The sequence below is a fragment of the Proteus sp. TSJ240517 genome, from assembly GCF_047921575.1.
Classification (GTDB): domain Bacteria; phylum Pseudomonadota; class Gammaproteobacteria; order Enterobacterales; family Enterobacteriaceae; genus Proteus.
Genome location: NZ_JBLRMH010000002.1, coordinates 190,314 through 211,986, shown reverse-complemented (window position 1 = coordinate 211,986; position 21,673 = coordinate 190,314). Strand labels below are relative to the sequence as shown.

The following is a 21,673-nucleotide window of genomic DNA, read 5'->3' as shown; positions in this document are numbered from 1 at the left end:
TTAAAGAATAAGACTAGCGTTAAAGTTTTTTCCTTAAATAATACTTCTTATCACTAATTGGATAGTTCTCTAGCGTGCCAAATATTTCAAATCCCTGCTTTTGATAAAAAGGCAGGGCTTGAAAACTAAAGGTATCCACTTCAGCATATTTGGCACCTTTTTCTTTTGCAGCAAATTCCATAGCTTGCAGTAATTCTGTTGCTATATTTTTTCCTCGATAGGCTTTATCTACCCACAAATAACGAATACGTAACCAATTTCCTAAAATATCACCTGTTATCCCACCCATCTTTTTACCATTTTCTTCCTTAAAGACCGCAAGTGGTGTGTATTGATCCATATGAATATAGTTGAGGTTATGTGTTAATAAACCTTCATAAATTTCATTGATCTCATTTGATGTGGGATTTGTGGTTATTTTCAGCGACATAATCGGCTCTATGCATTAAAAAAAATAATAATTACATTATCACTATTTGGTTATTAAATATTTATACAAATGCTAGGATGGAAACAATAATTAAAAAAGCTGGATAACACAACATGTCGTTTTTGAAAACTCTACCGGGTATTTTGTTTTGTGCATTAATTGGTGGTGTGCTAACCCTTTCTGGTTTACCTATGGCACTGATGTTTGGGCCGATTATTGTTGTCATCATTGCTTATCGCTTTAAATGGGAACTGTCAGTGCCTAAGCACACATTGACATTTATTCAACTGACTTTAGGTTCGTCGGTTGGCTTAATGTTTAATCAAGTTCATTTAGGCAGTGCTGATAACTTAATTATTCTATTACTGACATTAGTTGTTTGTTTAGCCATTCAGTTTTTTGTGAGTTTCTTTTGGTTTCATCGTCATATCGGTTGGACAAAAGAAGAGTCGATGTTAGGTGCCGTACCCGGTGCGATGGCGGCTATTTTGGCTCTTACTGATCATACTAAAACACCACCACAAAAAATCGTTATTTCTCATACCATTCGTTTAATGGTGCTGATTATTATGGCGGGTTTTATTGTGGGAGCCGATAAAGCCAATATGCCTGAATTTGCAATACCCGAAATGACGATAATTTCTCTGTTGTGGTTATTGTTGATTATTGCGTTAGGGTTGGGCTCTGGGCTTTTATTACAGAAAATCCGATTTCCTGCACCTTTTATGCTGACCTCATTAGGCAGCGCGATATTGGTTCAATCTTTTGTGAGTGAGCCTATTACGTTTCCAATGCTTCTTAATGAATTGAGCATGGTATTAATTGGTATGAATATTGGCGCACATTTTGTTGTTTTCCCGCTTTCATCACTGATTAAAAATGCATTTTCTTCTGTGCAAGTTGTGATTATTAATGTGATTTTAACCGTGATTGTGGCGTATGGGGCGGCTTATCTAACAGGTGTGCCTTGGGCAACGTTAGTATTAGCTTGGGCGCCGGGAAGTATGGAAGCAATGACTTTTGCTGCGATAACCATGAATGTAGATGCGGCTTTTGTTATGTCGAATCATATTTTTCGAATGCTGATTATTCAAAGTATTCCATCTGTGGCTTTGTATTGGAACGAATATAGACAGAAGAAAAATAATTAGCATAAAGAAAGGTAGAAAAATCTTTTGATAACCTCTATGAGTCATTTTATATCACAACTGTATTTAAAGAGGTTATCTCGCTTTATTTATCCAATAGTGAATTAACACAAGTATTAATAATTTAATAGACTTAGCGATTTATTCGCTAATAGCTGACATTTCTTACTGTGTGTTACTTCAATACCTTTCAAATCTTTATAGCTATCTTCATTTAATTGACTCATTGGCAACGTTGAGTAATTACTAACATCCCATTGTTGTGACCGTGAAAAAACCATTAATGCTCTTTCAATTTTAGGTTTTGATATTTGCTCATAACCACAATCTTTATTTAGAAAAAGGTAGATAGCGGTTAAATCTGCCAAGTCTTCTGCTTGCGTGTAAGTTAACGCTTTTGTACTCGAAGAAAAGAGCATAGTAAAAGAAAACGTTAGTGTGCAGAACAAGGCGAACATTTTTTTCATTAGGCGTGCTATTCCTTTGTGTGATGATTTAGCAAGTTTTGTTATTTGGCTTAATGTAGTTAAAAGTTTTGCAAAGGCCTTCTATTTTGTTGGGTTTTAAATTGACCTTCCAGTAAGGGGAAACTTTAGCATCAGTAATAGTTTACAAAGCTTTTTTATTCATCTTATTTCGATAAATACATAATAACTTGTTTTTATTCAAAGGAATATATTATGCAACGTCGCGAATTTTTAAAATTAGGCGCCACATTAAGTGCTGTAACATTATTACCGAGCTGGAGTCGTTTTGCGTTTGCCCAAAGTAACACGCCTTCATTGGCTATTCCACCTCAAATTACCCCAGATGCTCAACAAAAGATTGTTCTTAATATTCAACAAGGTGTTTCTCAATTTATTCCGACGGCAAGTACAACAACTTGGGGTTATAACGGCAGTTTATTAGGGCCTGCATTGAAATTGAAACGTGGTCAACCTGTCACTATCAATATCAATAACCAACTCCCCGAAACGACAACCGTTCACTGGCATGGGCTTGAAATTAGTGGCGAAGAAGATGGCGGCCCTCAAGCAACGATTGCACCTGGGAAATCTCGCACAGTGACTTTTACACCAAACCAAGTTGAATCAACGTGTTGGTTCCATCCTCATACGCATGGTGTAACAGGTCAACAAGTGGCTATGGGGTTAGGCGGATTAGTGATTATTGAAGATGATGAAACTGCAAGCCGAAAATTACCTAATCGCTGGGGTATTGATGATTTACCCGTTATTTTGCAAGACAAACGTTTAGATAGTGAAGGACAAATTGATTATCAGCTTGATGTGATGAGTGCGGCGATTGGCTGGTTTGGCGATATGATGTTGACCAATGGGGCGATCCAACCACAGCATATTGTGCCAAAAGGCTGGGTAAGATTACGATTCTTAAATGGATGTAATGCACGTAGCTTAAATCTGGCCACTAGTGATGGCAGACCCATGTATGTGATCGCCAGTGATGGTGGATTATTAGCAGAACCTGTAAAAGTGACAGAACTCCCTATTTTAATGGGAGAGCGTTTTGAGGTTTTAGTGGATACCTCAGATGGTCGTGATTTTGATATTGTCACTTTACCTGTACGTCAAATGGGCATGGTGTTAGCACCGTTTGATAATGTATTACCTGTATTACGTTTATTACCGTCAGCAGAAAAAGCACAAGGTACTTTACCCGATCAATTAGCATTAATTCCAGCATTACCAACCCTCAGTAACATTGCAACTCGTACATTACATTTACGTATGGATATGCGTTTAGATATGCAAGGTATGATGGCATTAACAGAGCGTTATGGTGATAAAGCATTAGCGGGCATTCATCATGGAATGAGTCATATGCGCCAAGGTAATGGCAATGGCATGATGGGCGGTGGAATGAATTGTGGCCATGGTAATGGAGATCTAGATATTTATACTGCTAATAGTATCAATGGTATTCCATTCTCAATGACAGAGCCTGCATTCGATGTGAAACAGGGTATTTATGAACGTTGGGTTGTTTCTGGTCGTGGTGACATGATGTTACATCCATTCCATGTGCATGGTACGCAATTCCGTATTTTATCTGAAAATGGTCGAGCACCAGAAAAACATCGCCAAGGCTGGAAAGATATCGTGAAAGTTGAAGGTCAATTTAGCGAAATTTTGGTGAAATTCGATCATTTAGCCACAAAAGCGCATCCATTTATGGCGCACTGCCATTTATTAGAGCATGAAGATACCGGTATGATGGCGGGTTTTACCGTTAGTAAATAATCAAACACTGTAAAAACCATTAATATCAGTAAGATAAACTAATGGAAGGCACAAGATTAATATTTTGTGTCTTTATTTTCATTAAATCAGATCATCGCATGATGAAGGAAGTTCTGGTACAATCGTTTGCTTTCCCCGTTAACCCAATCGAAATAAATCATGAAACATATTGTTGATGTCATGATCTCTGAAGAAGAGATCAAACAGCGTATTGCTGAGCTAGGTCGTGAAATCACAGAACATTACCGCCCACGTCAAGAACAACACGATCTTGTCTTAATCGGCTTGTTAAAAGGTTCTTTTATTTTTATGGCAGATTTATGTCGTGAAATTAATGTGAACCACGAAGTCGATTTTATGACTGTATCAAGTTACGGTAATGGTATGACGTCAACGCGTGACGTTAAAATCATTAAAGATCTCGATGAAGATATTCGTGGTAAAGATGTTCTGATTGTTGAAGATATTATTGACTCAGGTAATACCTTAAATCGTGTTAAAGAGATTTTAAGCTTACGTGAGCCAGCTTCTATTTCTATCTGTACTTTATTGGATAAACCATCACGCCGTGAAGTTGATGTACCTGTTGAATGGATTGGCTACTCCATTGAAGATAAATTTGTTATCGGTTACGGCATCGATTACGCACAACGTTATCGCCACCTGCCTTATATTGGGCATGTAACGTTATTAGATGAGTAATGAATTTACTTAAAATAGAAGTGAAAAACCCGCTGTAGGCGGGTTTTTTGTTGGTCTTATTTAATAAAAATAGATACAGGTAAATTAAATCGAGCTGCTAGTTTTTTAATATGTTCTAGCGTGAGATTACGTTCACCATTTAAAATGCGGCTTACATAAGAGCGCGAACCTAATTCTTCTTTAAAATCAGTGGTGTTTAATTGATATTGCTCCATTAATGTACGCAAAACAGCAATGGCATCATCACATTGATTTAGTCTTGCATTGAATGCTCTAAATTCAGGAGCACTATTCTCATATTCATCAATTTTATGACAAAGCATATCAATTAAAGGATTATCTGGGTCGTGTTCTACTAAGTATTCAACTAATTTGACACCTTCTTCATAGTCTTTACGAGATTGGCTACGACCAAGAATAGGAACTATATTGACTAGGCTATTAGCAGCCTTAATTGCATCAATAATCATCATTCTTTTGTTCTCCGATAGTAATCAATGAGTTTATCGTATTCAGCATGAGTAGAAATATGTTTTACAAATATTTTGTCGCGTTCAAAATCTGCAAAGAATAGGATCCTTAGCGTATTTCCACCAATATTGATAACCCACCATTTTTCTCTATATTTCATTCTATCTAAACTTGGGAAGATTTTTTTAATGCTTCAGGTGTTTGATAAGTATTCTGCTTTAGCGTTCTGTAAGTATCAGTAAGTGATTGAGTACAATTGGGGAAACGTGTAGATGCTAAATCAAAAGGCTCTCGTGATATTACGTGCATTCCCTGTCCCTTGCTTCCTATTTGACAACAGCATAGCACTCTTTTTCGGTGTTGCCAAATAGGCAACTTCATATTTTTAATATATGAAAAAGCCCTAATATTATTTTAAATATCAAGGCTTCTAATGACTTTTTATGGTGAGTAAATTAACGCGGATGGCTTAATTTTGCCATCGCTTGGCGATACGAAAGTTCAAGTTTTTCACGACTATCAGAAGTGACATCAAGGTCGTGTAGCTCACCGTTATTTAAACCGTAAACCCAACCGTGGATCATCACTTTTTGTCCGCGTTTCCACGCTGCTTGCATGATCGTCGAGTGACCAAGGTTGTACACTTGTTCGATAACGTTTAGCTCACAAAGTAGGTTTAATCTATCATGTGGTGCCAGTTCACCTAACATGGAACTGTGCTTGTACCAAATATCGCGGATATGCAGTAACCAGTTATTGATAAGACCTAATTCAGTGCCTTCAATCGCTGCTTCAATACCACCACAACCATAGTGACCACAGACAATAATGTGTTCAACTTGTAATACATCAACTGCATATTGGATCACAGAAAGACAGTTTAAATCAGTGTGGATCACTAAGTTTGCGACATTACGATGAACAAAGAGGTCACCAGGTGCTGCGTTAATTAATTTTTCTGCTGGAACGCGGCTGTCAGAGCAACCGATCCATAAAAAGTGAGGTTTTTGACCTTTACAGAGATCTTTAAAAAACTGAGGGTTTTCTTCAGTAACAGATTCTGACCATTGCTTGTTATTGGCTAACAGCTCTTCAATTTTTCTCATCATGACGTGACTGCCTGTAAATTCGGTTTCCCACCATTTGCGCTGACAGTACGCCAACACGAAATAGCTCTTGTGTTATTGTTGGATGCGAGAGATCCGTTAAGAAAGGGTATTTTTATACCATTACTTTTGAATTAATCAGAGGGCTTTTTAAAGCCAAGTGACAGATAATTGCTTGTATTTTTTCGCGTTCAAATAAGATAGATCTTTTTATAGCATTTGTTTAATGAATTTATCAATACATTCTTTGATGTAAATCAAATGTATAAAAAGATAACTGTTTGTTAAGCCTACTGTTGTATTATTCAAAAATAGACACTTATAAATATTATATAAATAAATTTAATGATTATGATTATTGGTTTTATTTTTATACTGAAAGCATAAATGATAAAAAATAAAGAACATCATTGATTGAGGTAATGAATGGCGAGATAATATTCATCAGTAAACTTGAGAAACAAAGGCAATAATTTTATTGGTATCAATTAGGCTAAATGATTGCACTAAGGGATAAATTTATTAAAACATCAGAATATCAGTAAGAAATAAAAGAACCTTGAGCCTTGATTGCTAATTTACATTCTCTTCAGGTCTTATTCTTTGTTATTAAAATAGTTAAAAAATATTTATTTATTCGTTTGTGTCATAAACCCTAAAACGGTTTATTTACGACCTTATTTTCTCTAGAATATCCTTATTCCATTTTGATCTTATTGAACTAAGCCTATTTTCTGAATTGAAGCGTGTGAGCAATGCTTAGCATTAGCAAGGTTTAGTTGAATAGCTATTTTCTGATTTCAGCTCAGTCAATGCTGAATAATGCAGTTGATAAAAGGTAATTCCCACTTATGACGTATGCATTGGAGTTAACGGAGTTAACGAAAACTTATCACAATGGCGTAAAAGCGCTAAAAGGTATTAATCTCACCGTTGAGGCTGGCGATTTCTATGCTTTATTAGGTCCTAATGGTGCGGGTAAATCGACCACGATTGGTATTATTAGCTCTTTAGTCAATAAGAGTAGCGGCAAAGTAAAAGTGTTTGGTTATGACACCGATACCGATATGGTAAATGCAAAACGCCAGTTAGGATTAGTGCCACAAGAATTCAATTTCAACCCGTTTGAAACCGTATTACAAATTGTTCTCAACCAAGCGGGTTATTATGGCGTGCCTCGTAAATTAGCATTAGAACGTGCCGAAATTTACTTAACTCAGCTAGATTTATGGGAAAAACGTGATGATAGAGCACGTTTTTTATCGGGGGGGATGAAGCGCCGTTTAATGATTGCGCGTGCATTAATGCATCAACCGAAATTGCTTATTCTTGATGAACCTACCGCGGGTGTTGATATTGAATTACGCCGCTCAATGTGGACGTTTTTAAAACAATTAAATGCTGAAGGTACCACCATTATTTTAACGACTCACTATTTAGAAGAAGCAGAAATGCTGTGTCGGAATATTGGTATTATTCAACGTGGTGAGCTGGTTGAAAATACCAGTATGAAAGGTTTATTAAGTAAATTAGAGTCTGAAACATTTATTTTAGACTTAGCACCTAAAAGCCCATTACCTGAATTACAAAATTATCAATATCGCTTGGTTGATACATCTACTTTAGAAGTCGATGTTAAAAGAGAACAAGGATTAAACAGTGTTTTTGCTCAACTTAATGCACAAGGTATTCAAGTGTTAAGTATGAGAAATAAAGCCAATCGTCTTGAAGAATTATTTGTTCATTTAGTGAATGAAGATCATACAGTAGAAGGAGAGAGGGAATGATTCAGCTGTATTGGGTAGCCCTCAAAACAATTTGGATTAAAGAAGTCACCCGTTTTGGTCGTATTTGGGTGCAAACATTAATTCCACCAGTGATAACAATGTCTCTCTATTTTGTTATTTTCGGGAACCTAATTGGTAAACGAATTGGCGATATGGGGGGCGTAGATTATATGCAGTTTATTGTTCCTGGCCTGATTATGATGGCAGTAATAACAAACTCTTATGCCAATGTTTCCTCTTCCTTTTTTGGTGCTAAATTCCAACGTAGCATTGAAGAATTATTAGTTTCACCTGTTCCAACGCATGTTGTTATTGCGGGCTTTGTCGGTGGGGGTGTTGCTCGTGGTATTTGTGTTGGAGTATTAGTGACGGTAGTTTCACTCTTTTTTGTACCATTGGAAATACACTCTTGGACAATGGTCGTCGTGACATTACTGATGACCTCAATTGTGTTTTCACTCGCGGGGTTATTAAATGCGATTTTTGCGAAAACCTTTGATGATATTAGTATTATTCCAACTTTTGTTTTAACACCATTAACCTATTTAGGCGGTGTGTTTTACTCACTGTCACTCTTGCCTGAATTCTGGCAAGGTGTATCTAAATTAAACCCGATTGTTTACATGATCAGTGGTTTCCGTTATGGTTTTCTGGGCATTACTGATGTCTCTTTAACAGTGACGATTAGCGTACTGTGTCTTTTCATTGCTGTGTTTTATGTTATTGCATGGTATTTAATTGAAAAAGGTCGTGGTTTAAGAAGCTAATCAAAAAGACACGATCGATAGTTATAAAGTTTGAAATCGGTATCTTAATTAGAGATACCGATTTTTTTTAGCTATTTTTTCAGCATAAATGTTAATTTTTATTTAAATAATGACTTCGCTATTAACAAAATGGTTTTTCTTGTTTAGTATACTAAACACTTTGATGGGGATGGAAAGGAAATGTAATGACAACGGCAAGCCAAACAGGCAAAGCGCCTGAGGCAATCTCTCGTAATAAACTTTTATGTATTGCAGGTATGGGATGGACTTTTGATGCAATGGATGTGGGACTATTGGCTTTTTTACTCACAGCATTAAAAGAAGATTGGGGATTAACCGCATCGCAATTGGGTTGGATTGGTAGTGTAAACTCAATTGGTATGGCCGTAGGCGCTTTTGTATTTGGCATTATGGCGGATAGAAAAGGGCGAAAGCCTGTTTTCATCTTCACATTGCTATTGTTTAGCTTAGGTTGTGGATTAACGGCATTAGCAAGCTCTTTAATGGTCGTGCTTGTTTTACGCTTTTTTATTGGTATGGGATTAGGTGGGGAATTACCTGTTGCTTCAACACTGGTCAGTGAAAGTGTTGAAACCCACGAACGAGGTCGTATTGTTGTTTTACTCGAAAGTTTTTGGGCGGTAGGTTGGCTAATTGCGGCTCTGATTGCGTATTTTATTATTCCTGATTATGGCTGGCGTATGGCAATGCTATTAAGCGCATTACCTGCGGTATATGCCCTTTATCTACGTTCAAAATTACCTGAGCCTGTATCTCCTCACACTTCACAGAAAAAAACACGCTTATCTATTCGCCAATCAATGGCATTGATTTGGTCACCTCAATATCGTCGTTCAACATTAATGTTGTGGATATTATGGTTTTGTGTGGTCTTCTCTTATTACGGTATTTTCTTGTGGTTGCCTAGTGTCGCTATGTTAAAAGGCTTTAGTTTAATTAAGAGCTTTCAATACGTGCTTATTATGACATTAGCGCAGTTACCCGGTTATTTTACGGCAGCTTGGTTAATTGAGCGCTATGGGCGAAAGTTTGTTTTAGTGACTTATTTAGCTGGAACAGCCATTAGTGCTTATTATTTCAGTGTGGCTGACTCTACTGCAACATTGCTTATTTTCGGGATGTTGTTATCGTTCTTTAATTTGGGGGCTTGGGGGGCTTTATATGCTTATACACCAGAACAATACCCCGATGGAATTCGGACAACGGGTGCCGGAACAGCAACTGCAATAGGGCGTATTGGTGGAATATTAGGACCTTTAATGGTGGGATATTCGGTTCAATATCAATTTGAAATAAGCTCAATATTTCTGATATTCAGTTTTTCGATTGTAATTGGAATATTAGCAGTGATGTTATTGGGGCAAGAGACAAAAAATAAGCCACTTAACTCAATTTAGTCATGCTTTGTGCGACTAAAAATATAGAATTTCTCTTTCTTGTAATATGATAGCAGTTAAGATTTTTATGAGAAAAAGGAAATAACGATGTCTCATTATGATGAAGTGGTTAAACAGGTTGATGATGCTATTGCCACAACCAGTATTCAAACCATGAATGAACTTTTAGTGGAATTAGGTAAAGATAAAACGATTGAGTTTCCACAGCGTTATGAGCAACAAGAGCGTTTACGTACGGCTATTTTCCATCACGGTGAAAAATATCGTTAGTCGGATTGTTGCTAAGAAATAAGAATTAAAAAGCGTTTTCACCTGTTTATCAATATGGTGAAAACGCTTTTTTCTTTTTACTACATTGTATCAACATGAATTAAAACGTTTTTCGACCTTCTAACACTGCGATCCTATTTTCAATGGAGGGATGCGTTGAGAAAAACGAATCTCCTTTATTAAAAATAAAGGCTGCTTTACGATAAGCACGTCCCGTCGAACCATCTTCAAAATTTTCAGTGTCATGTTGTGCTGAAATTTTCTTTAATGCATTAATCATCGCTTGATTATCTTGGGTTAAATCAACCGCAGCGGCATCAGCCATATATTCACGAGTACGGGACAAATAGAAATAGAGCACCTGTGTAATGATCGGCAACACCAAGTTTAGAATAATTAAAATGAGTCGTGCTTTACTTGCTGCATCATTACTTTTACCACCACGGTTACCAGAGGCAATATATAAGCGGCTACCAAAGATATTTGTTACCGTCAGAATAACGTTAGCTAATATACCAACATATAACGTTAGTCGTGAATCACCATGAATAATATGCCCTGTTTCATGCGCTAATACTGCTTGTACTTCTTGGCGATTAAGGCGATTTAATAAGCCTGTTGTTACACCAATAAAGGCGTTTTTCTCAGACCAACCCGCTGCGAAGGCATTCGCTTCTGGTGTATCAAGAAGATAGAGTTTAGGAATGTAGCCAAGAGTTGCACTTAAGCTAAGCTCTTCAACAATATTAAGGAGTTGGCGCTCTTGTGCATTTAAAGTGTCATCAGGGCTAATTAATCGCGCATTCATTCCCGTGAGCATAATTTTATGCCCTTTAAAATGAATAAAGATAAGCAATAAAATCGAGATGGCGAGAATAATTAATGTTGCAATAGGGAGCGTTTTGAAAGTCAGAAATGCCAACATATTATCAGTAAGATCTAAATAAGGATTGGCTCCAATAGCAGTATCCACCAGCAAACCGATCATAAGCATTAAGAGTAAATATGTTGCTATAACAAAACGAGTTCGAATAGCATTTTTTCGTAGAACATTTCTGAAATCCATTAGTGACTCCAAACAGCACCGTTAAGTGCTGTTTTTATCAATCTAGAAGTAATAAGTATCTTTTATCACTATCAAATTAATCGAAATTAATGCGGCGTGCTTCTTCTGCTTTAATGGTTTCTTCATCAAGGCGCCAGTACTCTTTATCAATAACAAGGCTTGGGAAAATTTTGACGATAAATACCGCAGGAATAGAGGCGATGAAAGCACGGTATTGCTCTAAAGTACGGTTGTAACCGCGCTTTGCAAAAGAGAGTTTATTTTCTGTTGAAACAATCTCTTCTTGTAAATTCGCCATGATAGTGTCGGATTTTAATTCAGGGTAATTTTCAACCGCGACATTAATGGCACCACTTGAGACAATTTTTGATAACTCATCTTCAGCCGCTTTGGCTTCTTTGGTATTTGCGCTTTGAGATTGTGTTCTTAATTCGGTTATTTTAGTAAATACTTCAGACTCATGACTAAGGTATTTTTTAACGGTGGCTAATAAGCTATCAAACACTTTGCCACGACGATCTAATTGCACTGAAATTTCAGTCTCACTTGAGATAACCGCTTCACGCATAGAGATAATACGGTTGTAATAATAAAAAATAAGACCTAATAACGCGATGGTAATAATTAATCCAGTCATGTGAAGCGCTCTCTTTTCTAATAGTAAACAGGGAATTGTGCTAAATTATTAATGTTAATTTTGCCTATTATTGATAAAGATAGCCAGATGATTATTTCAACAAAGATAAAAAGAGTACTGATAAGGTAAAATCAATAATATGGGCGAGATAAAAAAATACCCCGAATAAATTCGGGGTAAAATGAAAAGTAATGCTAGGTTAAATAAGCAAGCTAACTAAGCTATTTAACCTAGAGAAATAACATACTTAAAACCAAGGTGCTTGCGCCATTACATTGCCATAAAACAACATTCTTCCTGTAATTTCGCCACTAAAAAGCATCAAAATAGCGATAATAGAGAGCGATGTTTTGCTAAATGAAGCACTATGAGACAACGTAATAATACAAATACCCATAATCAGACTAGCAATGACTTGCCACCATAATAATAGGCTTGCTACATCTGCACCGAGTACTTGTGCTCTCATAACTAATCCCACAAGTACTAATAATGCGCCGATTAACGTCCCTATTTTTAATGAATTGCTAATGGTTTTACCTTGTAAACGTAACCAAGGGATCATCGAGCCAAAGCCAAGCAACAAGGCTGTACCAATAAAGCTAATTTGTGTTGCTGGTGTATGCCATAACGGGTGTGCCTGCATTTGGTAATAGATTTGTGCCGTAACCAAAATAACAGGCAAACCAATAACGCCACAAAATAAGCCAAGTAGGCTATTACGGCGGATGGCATGAGGTTGTACCCAACTGGCTAATGCCCATAATGAAATCAATCCATTTAGCATCACGAAGGCAATAGCTTCGCGACTTAACCAAGAGTGAGCGATACCTAATACAGAACGATAAGCGCCAAGTGGATCACCCAAATGCCCCATCGACATTGAGGAGCCAACAACTTCAATTAGCCAAATTAGTGCAATCGTTGTTCGTAACGCTTTGGTATTTAATATCGCTGAGTTTTGTGTCTGGTTTTGCCATTGATACAGTGAAAGTGCTAATACGGCACCAATGCCCCACTGACTCATCACCGTAAACAGGACTAACGGCAGTTGATAATCATGCATGATTAATCCTCCATACCAATAATGACAATATTAGGATTACTGATGGTGTGATCAGGAACGCCATAGCGTTTTTCCAATAAAGTCCAATTTGTTGTATGTTTTTTACGTAAATCTTCAATGTCACCAAATTCGATGGCACTCGTAGGGCAAGACTCGACGCAACGTGGTTTCAAGCCTTCATCCAGTCTATCTGCGCACATGTTGCATTTACTGGTTTTGCCTTCAACGGGATCATAAACGGGTGCATTATAAGGACAGGCCATAATACACATCTGGCAACCAATGCATTTGTCATGATCTTGCACGACAATACCATCCTCACGTTTGGTATAAGTGTCAGCTGGACAGACTTTTAGGCATTGTGGATCATCACAATGGTTACAAGACATAGTAATAAAGGCTTGTGCATTAGGTTGATCTTCGTTGAATTCACGAACACGACGCCATAGCACACCGGGTGGTGTTACGTTTTCAGATTTACATGCCATAGAGCAGGTGCGGCAACCGTAGCAATCTTTGGTATTTATCAGAAAACCATACTGTTTCTTCGCCATGATCATGCCTCCCGTCTTACGTTAACTAAGGTGCTATTACAGCAATGACCATTACCTAAAGGCTCTACGTGATCATTGGTGACATGGCTACTACTTCCGCCTTGTTGCTCCCACCATCCATTGTCTAATGAGATAACACCTTGCTTAATGTGAGTGGTCACAACGGCAATCGCGCGGTGTTCACCTCGATCATTAAACGCGATAGCCCATTCACCATTTTTAATACCGCGAGCTAAGGCATCATTAGGATGGATAAGAATATTCGGCTGATTACGCTGTACTTCTAAGATCCATTCATTCATACCATGACTGGAGTGAACACTACGGGCAAGTTTGCGTTGTACCGCCATAAGAGGATACTTTTGGGCAAGTTCAGGTGAGCCTTTTATCGATTCTTTTACTGGATAATAGGTGGCAATAGGGGAGTAATTTTTTCCCTGCCACTCTTCAATAAAGAAGTGCGCTTTTTTCGTTGAAGTACGGAAAATACCATCTTTAAATGGGATCCAATCGCCTTCAACTGGGCGTACTGGGCCTTTTTCAAGCATTTCTCGAGTAATACCAGAGCCTTTTAGGCAAGCATCAATGTAATGTTCGATAGGCTGATTAAAGACTTCACCAAAGCCAAAACGCTCAGCAAGGCGAGCAAAGATCCAATAATCAGGTTTTGCTTCTCCTGGTGGCTCAACAGCTTTTTCCATTAATTGCACATACTGACTACGAACACCCGCCATTAAACTGGTATCTTCAAAAATAGTGGTAACAGGAAGCACAAGGTCGGCATAAAGTGCCGTGGATGACATCAAGTTATCTGCGACAACAACAAAAGGTACTTTTTTCAGTGCATTACGCACCATATTTGTGTTAGGAAGTTGCGTCATCACCCCCATTGTCATGATCCACCAAAAGTTAATTGGGTGTGGTCTTTCATTGACAATCCAATCACCGACTTTTGCAACAGGGATTGGTTTAATGGGTTTTGCATTAGGTGCTGGTGGAATAATCGGGCTAAATTTCGCCATTTGACGAGCACCGCCCGCATCACAAACTCCTGCACCTTTTTTACCGATATTGCCGGTTAATAAGGCGAGATAAAACTGGCTTGCTGCGACATAAGCACCAAACTCTGTTCGTTGAGCGCCTGACATATTTTGCACAATCATCGCTGGTTTGGTGGTAGCATAATCGCGAGCTAAACGAATGATCGTTTCTTTTGGAATATCCGTTTCTTGGCTGGTTTTTTCGATAGTCCAAGGTTGTGCTTGTTGATAAATTTGCTCAAAAACTGTCACATAGTCAGCATTAGCAGGCAGTTCATCATGAGTTAACGCAGGAACAATATTCGCTGTTTCATGGTGAACAAGTTGCTGACTTAATGTATCAAAAACCAGATAGCTATCTTTATCATCATCAGATTGGCGTAATAGTTTTTGTGGTGAGTCAACAAGGTAAACGGCACCGGTATGCGCCCGTAAAAAAGGTTTATCAGTGAGATTTTCTTCAATGATAATTTTGATCATTCCTAAAGCGAGTGCGGTATCTGTACCAGGTACAATAGGGAGCCATTCATCGGCTTTAGCCGCAGTTTCATTAAAGCGAGGATCAATAACCACCATTCTGGCGCCATTTCGGCGAGCTTGGTTGTAGTTTTTAAAATAGGCTTGCATAGTGACTGCTGGGTTATTACCCCAACAAAGAATATAGCGACTATCTTTTACCGTATCTCGAGTATCTGCATAGCGTAGACCCACCATTGGGATCATCGCTGCGGTTACAGCAGAACAGCATAAAGAGCCAGCTTGTTTTGTGGAGCCTCCTAAGTAATCGAAAAACGCTTTACCCATATCGTTTTTAATCGAGTCCATATTGCCTGCATGAGTGGAGATAAATAGCCCCTCATTGCCAAACTTATCAATGGTTTCTCTGATATTCTTTTCAATAAGATCAAGCGCTTCATTCCAACTGATCGGTTTAAAGTCGGCTTTCCCTTTTTCGCCAACACGTAATAAAGGTGTGGTTAAACGATCTTTATGGTATACCCACTTAGTTCGGCTCATACCACGCAAACAGCATTTCACATTAAAGCCTTCAGTGGCTTCAACTTTGATAAGTTGCCCATTATGTGTAAAAGCTGTTAGGTTACAGTGCAAACATTCCATCGCACAGGTTGAACGAAAGGTTTTATATTCGGATAATTTGATCCGTACTTTTTGGTTATATATGGGTTTATTTTCATTAACTAGACTGAACGCGTTAGGAGAAAGAGCGGCCACGCCAATAGCGCCCATTCCTTTTAACAACGTTCTTCTATTTAATTCCCATTTTTGATTTTTAGACATAGACATTCTCACGCACAAGAAAAGTTAACTATATATAAACTCAATTCATATATAGTTAACCTTGAGTTAGATCATCTAAAAATAGACAAAGAAAATAATCGATAGAAAATGATTAAAAAGCCCTATTTAAAATAAGGTTTTAGTGAAATAAACTAGTAAAAATGACAAAAAAAGAATAATGGGATATCGTCATAAAGCAAAGTAAATAACGAATAGGTGTGAAGAAAATAAATGCAGAATTCTCAAGGAGTTAACTCGGTTGATATCGCTATTACCATTCTCGAATTTATTGCGTCGAATGGGGGGATTGCCCGATCGTCAGATATTGCAAAAGCCTGTTCGCTTTCAAAAAGTCGCTTACATAAGTATTTAGTTTCACTTTGTCGCTCAGAAATGCTGTATCAAGAAAGTGAAGGAAGCCAGTATTGTTTGGGCAGTAAAATTCTTTTTTTAGCGCAGGCAACGCCAAAACCACAATCCTTTGTGGATGAGATTAATCAGCTATTATGTGAGTTCAGAGACGAACATAATATGTCTACGGGATTGGTGATATCTCAAGGTAATCAACTGTTTTTAACACGTTACAACCGTAGCTTTAAACATGTTGATATCGATTTTTTGCCTGATACTCCTGTTCCTCATAAAATTAGTGCCGCGGGTGCTGTTTTTGCCACCTTTAGTGATTTGATGATTGAAGCAGATTTATCACAAAAGCAGCAAAATACTATTCGCCAACAAGGTTTTGCTATTCGTCAGGAGCCTGCTGATGGTATTCCTGGCGCACAATCTATTTCATGTCCTGTATTTAATAAAAAAGGGGAAATGGTGGCGGCAGTATTGACGATGGGATTTATTGAACCTGAAAGGCAAGTGGAGCTAGGCAATGCATTAAAAGCAAAAATGGCGCATTTATCCCATTAATTTGCTAAAGAACGTATTTAGGCACTTTTGCATTAAAAGCAAAGTGCCTAAAATCGTGTGTTGATTAATCGAATAGTCCTTTTGCCAGAATGTCGCCTTCTTGTGAAACACCGGGTAACACAAAGTAATATCCACCGCCAAAAGGTTTGATATAACGCTCTAAGGGTTCACCATCTAAACGTTTTTGGGTATCAATAAACCCTTTTTTAAGGTTATTTTGAAATGAGATAAAGATCAGCCCCATATCTAGTTGACCTGAAGGCGTTAATCCTAATGAGTAGCTATAACTACGTCGGCGTAATTTTGCACTGTAACGTTCTGGATTTCTTGGTTCAGCTCGTCGCATATGAGAATCAAATAGCACTCTGTCACCGTGGGGATCTTTTTCAAATTGAGGATCGTCCATCTCTTGCTTCATACCTATTGGTGCACCCGTTGAGCGATGGCGCCCAAAGTTATTTTCTTGATCTTCAAGCGGTGTTCTATCCCAAAATTCCAAAGCAAAACGAATAAGGCGAACAGCTTGATAACTTCCACCTAAACACCACTGTGGCTCTTTTTGTTTCTCAGTGATCCAAACAAGATCATCCATCAAACTATTATCTGAAGAAGGGGCGTTGCCCGAGCCATCTTTAAAGCCAAAAAGATTAATAGGTGTTTGTCGATTATCGATATCACGAGAAGGAAGAAAGCCATCGATTTTCCATACAGCATAAACCTTCCCTGACAGATGTTTTAAAATATCTCTTAACGCATAAATTACACTTTCTGGGCTATTCGCACAAAGTTGCAGTAATACATCGCCACCACACCATTTAGGATCGAGTCGGTCATTAGGAAAGGGTTTCATGGGCTCTAAGCGCTTAGGTTTTTTAGCTTGAAAACCAAAACGGCTATCAAAAAAACTATCACCTAAAGCAACGGTGACGGTTAATTCATCAGGGTGTAATTGTGTTCCTAAAATACCAGATTCAGCAGGGGGAAGATGCGGGTTAGCCCTTTGTTGAAGTTCTCTGGGTTGAGTTAAAAATGCAATTCGTTGTGTCAGTGTTGTAAATACTCTTTTTATATCATCGGCGTTTGTTACTGTCAGATTAAGTGCAATCAATGAGGCATGTTTTTGTTCTGGCGTAATAACACCCGCTTGATGTTTACCTAAATAGGCAATAGCGCGCTGATAACGAGGTATTGAAGAAGCGCTTTGTTTTTCTACTGCTTTCGCTCCTATACTGGCGAGTAATAGACTCCCTCCTAACCATTTTAACGTTGTACGTTTATTTAGGTTAACAGGATTTTTTGATAGCGATTTAAAGAGAGTTTTATTTTTCATCACTTGCTTCTTTATAGTGATAGTAAACATCAATATTGAGCGTGCTACGCAAGTTTGCCACTTGCTCTGCTAATTGTGTCACTTGAGAAAAAAGCCAACTTTTTTCTGTTTCAGGAAGCGCGGTTAAAGGCTGGAATAGACCTTCATCGCGCTGATATTTTAAAAGCAGAGCACCTATATCGTCATACTGTTTGATAAGCAGTTGATATTCTGTCGTTGGAATATGATTAGATAAGATCTCTACGATTAAGCGCGATCCAGATAAATTGGCATAACTATCACCCAGATCGCTGTTTGAATATTGATTTTCAATACCAGCGAGTTTGTCAGTTAAAATAAACTCTAAGCTATCACCCGCAGATTGAACCAATTTAGGAATAGGAATATCTTCAATCGCGACACGTTTTTTTAAGTCACTAATGCCTCTTAAAAGGGCTTTTGCTGATTCGGTGGCTTTTTGAAGATCTTTTAATTTAAACAGTTGATATTCAACTAAATGAAATCCTGAAAAACGAGGTGAATTTTCTCTTTCAAGAAAGAAATCGGCTCGATTATTCAATAAACGTTCGCTTGTACCAAAAAGGGCAATAATAGGGCGGATCACTTCATAATGATAATGCGCTTGTTGATAAGCATTTTGTGCATTAATAAGCTGATTTTTTTCACTATTTTCGATTAATTTATCGAGCGATTTTTCAACTAGCGTTAATTTTTCAACAGCCTTTTCTCGATAATTTAAAATATCGGTTTCAAACTTTTTAGGAGTGGGGATATCCCCTTTGGCAATAACGACATTGTCGCTATCTTGAATAATACCCTGAATAATTTTTTCGGCATAAATAGGAAAAGAAAACAACAAGATAAATAGAAAAATGGTGATCTTTTTACTTAGCAACTTTACATTATTTAGCATGGCGAGCGCCTCGTTTAAATAACAGTGCTACAACCACCCAATACACAATAAATGTCACCACGCTTAAACCAATGGGTTGAGAGCGATAAGCAAAAAACGAGACTAAAAAATTACCAAAGACACTGGAATCATCAAGAATATGGCTAATATCCCAAAGCGGATAAATAAAGAAATCAGGTAATTCAAAATCCATTTCAATCAATAGATTTGCAATTTCTTCTACGGCTTTTAATAACAGAGAAACGGCAAGAAATAGTAATAAAAATCCTGTTACGGTAAAGAAATAGCGCCATGAAATAACTTTTGAAGTCAGCAAAAATAGCCATAGTGTGAATGCAGCGACAAGTAAGCCAATAAAGACCTCAATAAAGAAAGGTAGTGCTGTTTGTGCATTTAGGGCCATAATATGGCTAGAGAGGAATACTACGACTTCGCTGCCTTCTCTGGCAATCGCAATGGCAATAATCAATAAAATACCCCATGCACTTTGTTGCTGTGTTTTTTGGGTGAGTTCATTTTCTATATTTGCTTTTAATGATTTTCCTTGCCCATTCATCCAATAAACCATCTGCACAATAAGTACACAAGCGAGGATCTCCATTGCGATCATAAATAGAGATTGCCACATATCTTCGAGTGAGCTAAATACGCCATAAATACTTAGCGCTAGAATAATGGCAAGAAATAACCCAAATACCACGCCACCCCATAAATATTTCATACCTTGTTGTGGTGTTGGTGAACGTTTTATCCACGCATAAATAATGCCTACCACTAATAGCGCTTCAAAACTTTCTCGCCAAACAACAAACAGAACTTGTCCCATAATTACTCTGCCTTTTCAGTTGCAACAATTTCACCTTGAGGATGAGAAAGGTGAAAATCATCAAAGAAGGTGTAACGGCCTGGTTTTAGTGGTGCGATTACAACGACAGAATTGGCGCCCGGTGCTAATACTTTTTCTTTACGTAGCTGTGTACTTTCAAATTCAACAGGGCTAGTGCCTGTATTACGAATTTTTATTCTAATAGGTGTTTTAGCGGGGACTTCAAGTACTTGGGGAATAAGTTCGCCATCTTTCATTTCTAATTCAACGGTGTATTTCTCTGCTGCAAAAACAGAGGATGTCACCATTAACAGTAGTAATAATGTATATTTAGAGAGAGTTTTGATCATCAGCGTTTCACTTAAAAAAAGAGAAAAAGGATAAATCCAAAGGGTTGGATTTATCCGTTATCAAGCTAATTAGTAACTGCCTTTACGACCCGTACCGCTATAGGTGAAATCCCATGACACTTCAAAGGGTTCAAACCAAGGTGAAACACCTGTTTCTTTATCGATATGGCGACCAAAAGCGATATCTTTGTTGTATGAAGGCGGGTAAATTTTATAGGTCACGTTATATTGACCATTCCCGTCTAGTTTCAGGTTTTCACCATAGTGAGGGCCATCGTTGGCAACCATCGCCATAAATGTACCTTGTTGTTTTTTCGCAGGCGCGTCGGATTTTGTTACGGTGTATTCGATGGTGAGGTAAGGGATCCAATCACCCTCAGCAAATCCATTCGGATTATCTTCCGTAGCATGAATATCTGCTTCTAAATGGATATCTGCCTTATCAGCAGCCAAGTGATTCATCGCATGATGACCTTCTTCGGTATCCATTGTGATAGGTTGGAGATAAACCCCTTGAATTTCCATACCATTTTTAAGAATAGGATGACCAACTGGATACTCGACAGCGAGAGCGGACGCAGAAAGAAATGAGAGTGCAGTGAGAGAGAGTGCATAGCGATATTTCATGTTTAACCCCTATTATTGAATGATAATTGTTATTATTCTTAATAAGGTTAACATAATTTGTATTAGAAATAGGAGATAATCTATACGAAAAATATCGCTTAAGTTGGCAGGGAAGTCAGTGAAAATAGTGATAACGTTTTCTTTTATAAAAGAAAAAAATTTGTTGTTCTGAAAGAAATATATGAATGGGATTAATAATTCCAGGTAATAATACTCAATGAAATCATCTAATTAAGAATGATATATGGAAATCTTATTTATCATAATAAGAAGATAAAATAGAAGACTTCCATATTAAGAATATTAAATTTGACTTTGAGCACTCCAAAACTGTTTGGACTGTGTCAGCGCCACAGCTGAAACTTGCTCTTCATTTGGTGGGAGGAAAAATGCAGGAGTGACTTTTAGCTCTTGTGCAATATGAAAGAGCATATCAACATCAATCTTACATAGCCCATTCTCATAACGTGAAAATTGTTGCTGGCTAATACCGACTCGTTCCGCGACAACTTTTGCTGACAAGCGAAGCTGCTGGCGTTGTTTACGAATTTTATGCCCAATAATTTGAGAAATGGGATAAATCTTTGACATTAGTGACCTCATTCTTCCTATCAACCACCAATAATATCCAATAAATTGAATATTAAGTTTCCGTGATGGATCTTCAAAATAAACAAGCACTCC

23 protein-coding genes and 1 pseudogene are annotated in these 21,673 nt (G+C 37.7%); 8 read left to right on the top strand and 16 right to left on the bottom strand.

What is annotated here, in order from left to right:
- Positions 1-19 precede the first annotated feature (19 nt).
- The gene (locus tag ACNARN_RS04585; protein WP_416303464.1) at positions 20-430 is read right to left on the bottom strand and encodes a GNAT family N-acetyltransferase; all 411 of its coding nucleotides are present in this window, start codon (positions 428-430) and stop codon (positions 20-22) included.
- 113 nt (positions 431-543) lie between these two features.
- Here ACNARN_RS04585 and ACNARN_RS04580 point away from each other — a divergent pair, with 113 nt between their 5' ends.
- Entirely contained in the window at positions 544-1,581 is a 1,038-nt protein-coding gene (locus ACNARN_RS04580; protein ID WP_196532273.1) for an AbrB family transcriptional regulator, read from the top strand.
- A 113-nt stretch (positions 1,582-1,694) separates the two neighbouring features.
- Here ACNARN_RS04580 and ACNARN_RS04575 read toward each other — a convergent pair whose 3' ends face one another.
- Positions 1,695-2,045: a YacC family pilotin-like protein gene (locus ACNARN_RS04575; protein ID WP_198630229.1), complete on the bottom strand. Its 351-nt coding sequence runs from the start codon at positions 2,043-2,045 to the stop codon at positions 1,695-1,697.
- A gap of 213 nt (positions 2,046-2,258) precedes the next feature.
- Here ACNARN_RS04575 and cueO point away from each other — a divergent pair, with 213 nt between their 5' ends.
- Both cueO and hpt read left to right on the top strand, forming a co-directional pair.
- On the top strand, positions 2,259-3,839 hold the full coding sequence (gene cueO, locus ACNARN_RS04570; RefSeq protein ID WP_198619386.1) for a multicopper oxidase CueO: 1,581 nt from the start codon (positions 2,259-2,261) through the stop codon (positions 3,837-3,839).
- Positions 3,840-3,998: 159 nt separating this feature from the next.
- The gene (hpt, locus tag ACNARN_RS04565; protein WP_151434361.1) at positions 3,999-4,541 is read left to right on the top strand and encodes a hypoxanthine phosphoribosyltransferase; all 543 of its coding nucleotides are present in this window, start codon (positions 3,999-4,001) and stop codon (positions 4,539-4,541) included.
- Positions 4,542-4,597: 56 nt separating this feature from the next.
- On the opposite strand, the gene ACNARN_RS04560 is transcribed toward hpt, so the two are convergent.
- The 3 genes and pseudogenes from ACNARN_RS04560 to can form a co-directional block, all read right to left on the bottom strand.
- Complete coding sequence (locus ACNARN_RS04560; protein WP_198619387.1) at positions 4,598-5,014, bottom strand: helix-turn-helix domain-containing protein; 417 nt, start codon at positions 5,012-5,014, stop codon at positions 4,598-4,600.
- A pseudogene (locus tag ACNARN_RS04555) lies at positions 5,011-5,321 on the bottom strand (type II toxin-antitoxin system HigB family toxin). Before ACNARN_RS04555 ends, ACNARN_RS04560 begins: the two are co-directional and overlap by 4 nt.
- Before the next feature lie 146 nt (positions 5,322-5,467).
- Entirely contained in the window at positions 5,468-6,121 is a 654-nt protein-coding gene (gene can, locus ACNARN_RS04550; RefSeq protein WP_072070989.1) for a carbonate dehydratase, read from the bottom strand.
- A gap of 848 nt (positions 6,122-6,969) precedes the next feature.
- Between can and ACNARN_RS04545 the strand changes: the two genes are divergently transcribed.
- The 4 genes from ACNARN_RS04545 (at position 6,970) to ACNARN_RS04530 (ending at position 10,360) form a co-directional block, all read left to right on the top strand.
- Positions 6,970-7,905, top strand: a complete 936-nt coding sequence (locus ACNARN_RS04545) for an ABC transporter ATP-binding protein (RefSeq protein WP_109371621.1) — start codon at positions 6,970-6,972, stop codon at positions 7,903-7,905.
- The gene (locus tag ACNARN_RS04540; RefSeq protein WP_109371619.1) at positions 7,902-8,672 is read left to right on the top strand and encodes an ABC transporter permease; all 771 of its coding nucleotides are present in this window, start codon (positions 7,902-7,904) and stop codon (positions 8,670-8,672) included. Before ACNARN_RS04545 ends, ACNARN_RS04540 begins: the two co-directional genes overlap by 4 nt.
- 185 nt (positions 8,673-8,857) lie before the next feature.
- A complete protein-coding gene (locus ACNARN_RS04535) occupies positions 8,858-10,090 on the top strand; it encodes an MFS transporter (RefSeq protein ID WP_416304197.1) in 1,233 nt (410 codons plus the stop codon).
- An 87-nt stretch (positions 10,091-10,177) separates the two neighbouring features.
- Complete coding sequence (locus tag ACNARN_RS04530) at positions 10,178-10,360, top strand: DUF2526 family protein (protein ID WP_198619389.1); 183 nt, start codon at positions 10,178-10,180, stop codon at positions 10,358-10,360.
- Positions 10,361-10,460: 100 nt separating this feature from the next.
- Here ACNARN_RS04530 and htpX read toward each other — a convergent pair whose 3' ends face one another.
- The 5 genes from htpX to ACNARN_RS04505 form a co-directional block, all read right to left on the bottom strand.
- Positions 10,461-11,426 carry a zinc metalloprotease HtpX gene (gene htpX, locus ACNARN_RS04525; RefSeq protein WP_196532270.1) on the bottom strand — a complete coding sequence of 322 codons (966 nt, stop codon included), beginning with the start codon at positions 11,424-11,426 and terminating at the stop codon, positions 10,461-10,463.
- 76 nt (positions 11,427-11,502) lie between these two features.
- Entirely contained in the window at positions 11,503-12,063 is a 561-nt protein-coding gene (locus ACNARN_RS04520; protein ID WP_196532269.1) for a LemA family protein, read from the bottom strand.
- A 247-nt stretch (positions 12,064-12,310) separates the two neighbouring features.
- A complete protein-coding gene (locus ACNARN_RS04515) occupies positions 12,311-13,129 on the bottom strand; it encodes a dimethyl sulfoxide reductase anchor subunit family protein (RefSeq protein ID WP_198619390.1) in 819 nt (272 codons plus the stop codon).
- Between the two features lie 2 nt (positions 13,130-13,131).
- Positions 13,132-13,683: a 4Fe-4S dicluster domain-containing protein gene (locus ACNARN_RS04510; protein ID WP_198619391.1), complete on the bottom strand. Its 552-nt coding sequence runs from the start codon at positions 13,681-13,683 to the stop codon at positions 13,132-13,134.
- A gap of 2 nt (positions 13,684-13,685) precedes the next feature.
- A complete protein-coding gene (locus tag ACNARN_RS04505; protein ID WP_416304196.1) occupies positions 13,686-16,022 on the bottom strand; it encodes a molybdopterin-containing oxidoreductase family protein in 2,337 nt (778 codons plus the stop codon).
- A gap of 231 nt (positions 16,023-16,253) precedes the next feature.
- On the opposite strand from ACNARN_RS04505, the gene ACNARN_RS04500 reads away from it, so the two are divergent.
- Positions 16,254-16,943 (top strand): helix-turn-helix domain-containing protein, encoded by a 690-nt coding sequence (locus tag ACNARN_RS04500; protein WP_416304195.1) that lies wholly within the window; start codon positions 16,254-16,256, stop codon positions 16,941-16,943.
- 64 nt (positions 16,944-17,007) lie between these two features.
- On the opposite strand, the gene efeB is transcribed toward ACNARN_RS04500, so the two are convergent.
- From efeB to ACNARN_RS04470, 6 genes are all read right to left on the bottom strand, one after another.
- Positions 17,008-18,273 carry an iron uptake transporter deferrochelatase/peroxidase subunit gene (gene efeB / locus ACNARN_RS04495; protein ID WP_198630223.1) on the bottom strand — a complete coding sequence of 422 codons (1,266 nt, stop codon included), beginning with the start codon at positions 18,271-18,273 and terminating at the stop codon, positions 17,008-17,010.
- Entirely contained in the window at positions 18,263-19,186 is a 924-nt protein-coding gene (locus ACNARN_RS04490; protein WP_349442770.1) for an EfeM/EfeO family lipoprotein, read from the bottom strand. The genes efeB and ACNARN_RS04490 overlap by 11 nt, the downstream gene beginning before the upstream one ends.
- Positions 19,176-20,012: an FTR1 family iron permease gene (locus tag ACNARN_RS04485; RefSeq protein ID WP_198619396.1), complete on the bottom strand. Its 837-nt coding sequence runs from the start codon at positions 20,010-20,012 to the stop codon at positions 19,176-19,178. Before ACNARN_RS04485 ends, ACNARN_RS04490 begins: the two co-directional genes overlap by 11 nt.
- Before the next feature lie 2 nt (positions 20,013-20,014).
- Complete coding sequence (locus ACNARN_RS04480; protein ID WP_088493623.1) at positions 20,015-20,362, bottom strand: cupredoxin domain-containing protein; 348 nt, start codon at positions 20,360-20,362, stop codon at positions 20,015-20,017.
- 69 nt (positions 20,363-20,431) lie between these two features.
- Positions 20,432-20,989 (bottom strand): iron transporter, encoded by a 558-nt coding sequence (locus tag ACNARN_RS04475; protein WP_109371597.1) that lies wholly within the window; start codon positions 20,987-20,989, stop codon positions 20,432-20,434.
- Between the two features lie 303 nt (positions 20,990-21,292).
- Positions 21,293-21,580: a helix-turn-helix domain-containing protein gene (locus tag ACNARN_RS04470; protein WP_072063612.1), complete on the bottom strand. Its 288-nt coding sequence runs from the start codon at positions 21,578-21,580 to the stop codon at positions 21,293-21,295.
- Positions 21,581-21,673 lie beyond the last annotated feature (93 nt).

Coding starts and splice junctions, on each gene's coding strand:
- ACNARN_RS04515 (WP_198619390.1), bottom strand. CDS start 13,129: ATGCATGATTATCAACTGCCGTTAGTCCTGTTTACGGTGATGAGTCAG.
- can (WP_072070989.1), bottom strand. CDS start 6,121: ATGATGAGAAAAATTGAAGAGCTGTTAGCCAATAACAAGCAATGGTCA.
- ACNARN_RS04490 (WP_349442770.1), bottom strand. CDS start 19,186: ATGCTAAATAATGTAAAGTTGCTAAGTAAAAAGATCACCATTTTTCTA.
- ACNARN_RS04585 (WP_416303464.1), bottom strand. CDS start 430: ATGTCGCTGAAAATAACCACAAATCCCACATCAAATGAGATCAATGAA.
- ACNARN_RS04485 (WP_198619396.1), bottom strand. CDS start 20,012: ATGGGACAAGTTCTGTTTGTTGTTTGGCGAGAAAGTTTTGAAGCGCTA.
- ACNARN_RS04580 (WP_196532273.1), top strand. CDS start 544: ATGTCGTTTTTGAAAACTCTACCGGGTATTTTGTTTTGTGCATTAATT.
- ACNARN_RS04505 (WP_416304196.1), bottom strand. CDS start 16,022: ATGTCTAAAAATCAAAAATGGGAATTAAATAGAAGAACGTTGTTAAAA.
- ACNARN_RS04560 (WP_198619387.1), bottom strand. CDS start 5,014: ATGATGATTATTGATGCAATTAAGGCTGCTAATAGCCTAGTCAATATA.
- ACNARN_RS04510 (WP_198619391.1), bottom strand. CDS start 13,683: ATGGCGAAGAAACAGTATGGTTTTCTGATAAATACCAAAGATTGCTAC.
- ACNARN_RS04520 (WP_196532269.1), bottom strand. CDS start 12,063: ATGACTGGATTAATTATTACCATCGCGTTATTAGGTCTTATTTTTTAT.
- ACNARN_RS04480 (WP_088493623.1), bottom strand. CDS start 20,362: ATGATCAAAACTCTCTCTAAATATACATTATTACTACTGTTAATGGTG.
- ACNARN_RS04575 (WP_198630229.1), bottom strand. CDS start 2,045: ATGAAAAAAATGTTCGCCTTGTTCTGCACACTAACGTTTTCTTTTACT.
- efeB (WP_198630223.1), bottom strand. CDS start 18,273: ATGAAAAATAAAACTCTCTTTAAATCGCTATCAAAAAATCCTGTTAAC.
- hpt (WP_151434361.1), top strand. CDS start 3,999: ATGAAACATATTGTTGATGTCATGATCTCTGAAGAAGAGATCAAACAG.
- ACNARN_RS04535 (WP_416304197.1), top strand. CDS start 8,858: ATGACAACGGCAAGCCAAACAGGCAAAGCGCCTGAGGCAATCTCTCGT.
- ACNARN_RS04470 (WP_072063612.1), bottom strand. CDS start 21,580: ATGTCAAAGATTTATCCCATTTCTCAAATTATTGGGCATAAAATTCGT.
- ACNARN_RS04530 (WP_198619389.1), top strand. CDS start 10,178: ATGTCTCATTATGATGAAGTGGTTAAACAGGTTGATGATGCTATTGCC.
- ACNARN_RS04500 (WP_416304195.1), top strand. CDS start 16,254: ATGCAGAATTCTCAAGGAGTTAACTCGGTTGATATCGCTATTACCATT.
- ACNARN_RS04540 (WP_109371619.1), top strand. CDS start 7,902: ATGATTCAGCTGTATTGGGTAGCCCTCAAAACAATTTGGATTAAAGAA.
- cueO (WP_198619386.1), top strand. CDS start 2,259: ATGCAACGTCGCGAATTTTTAAAATTAGGCGCCACATTAAGTGCTGTA.
- htpX (WP_196532270.1), bottom strand. CDS start 11,426: ATGGATTTCAGAAATGTTCTACGAAAAAATGCTATTCGAACTCGTTTT.
- ACNARN_RS04475 (WP_109371597.1), bottom strand. CDS start 20,989: ATGAAATATCGCTATGCACTCTCTCTCACTGCACTCTCATTTCTTTCT.
- ACNARN_RS04545 (WP_109371621.1), top strand. CDS start 6,970: ATGACGTATGCATTGGAGTTAACGGAGTTAACGAAAACTTATCACAAT.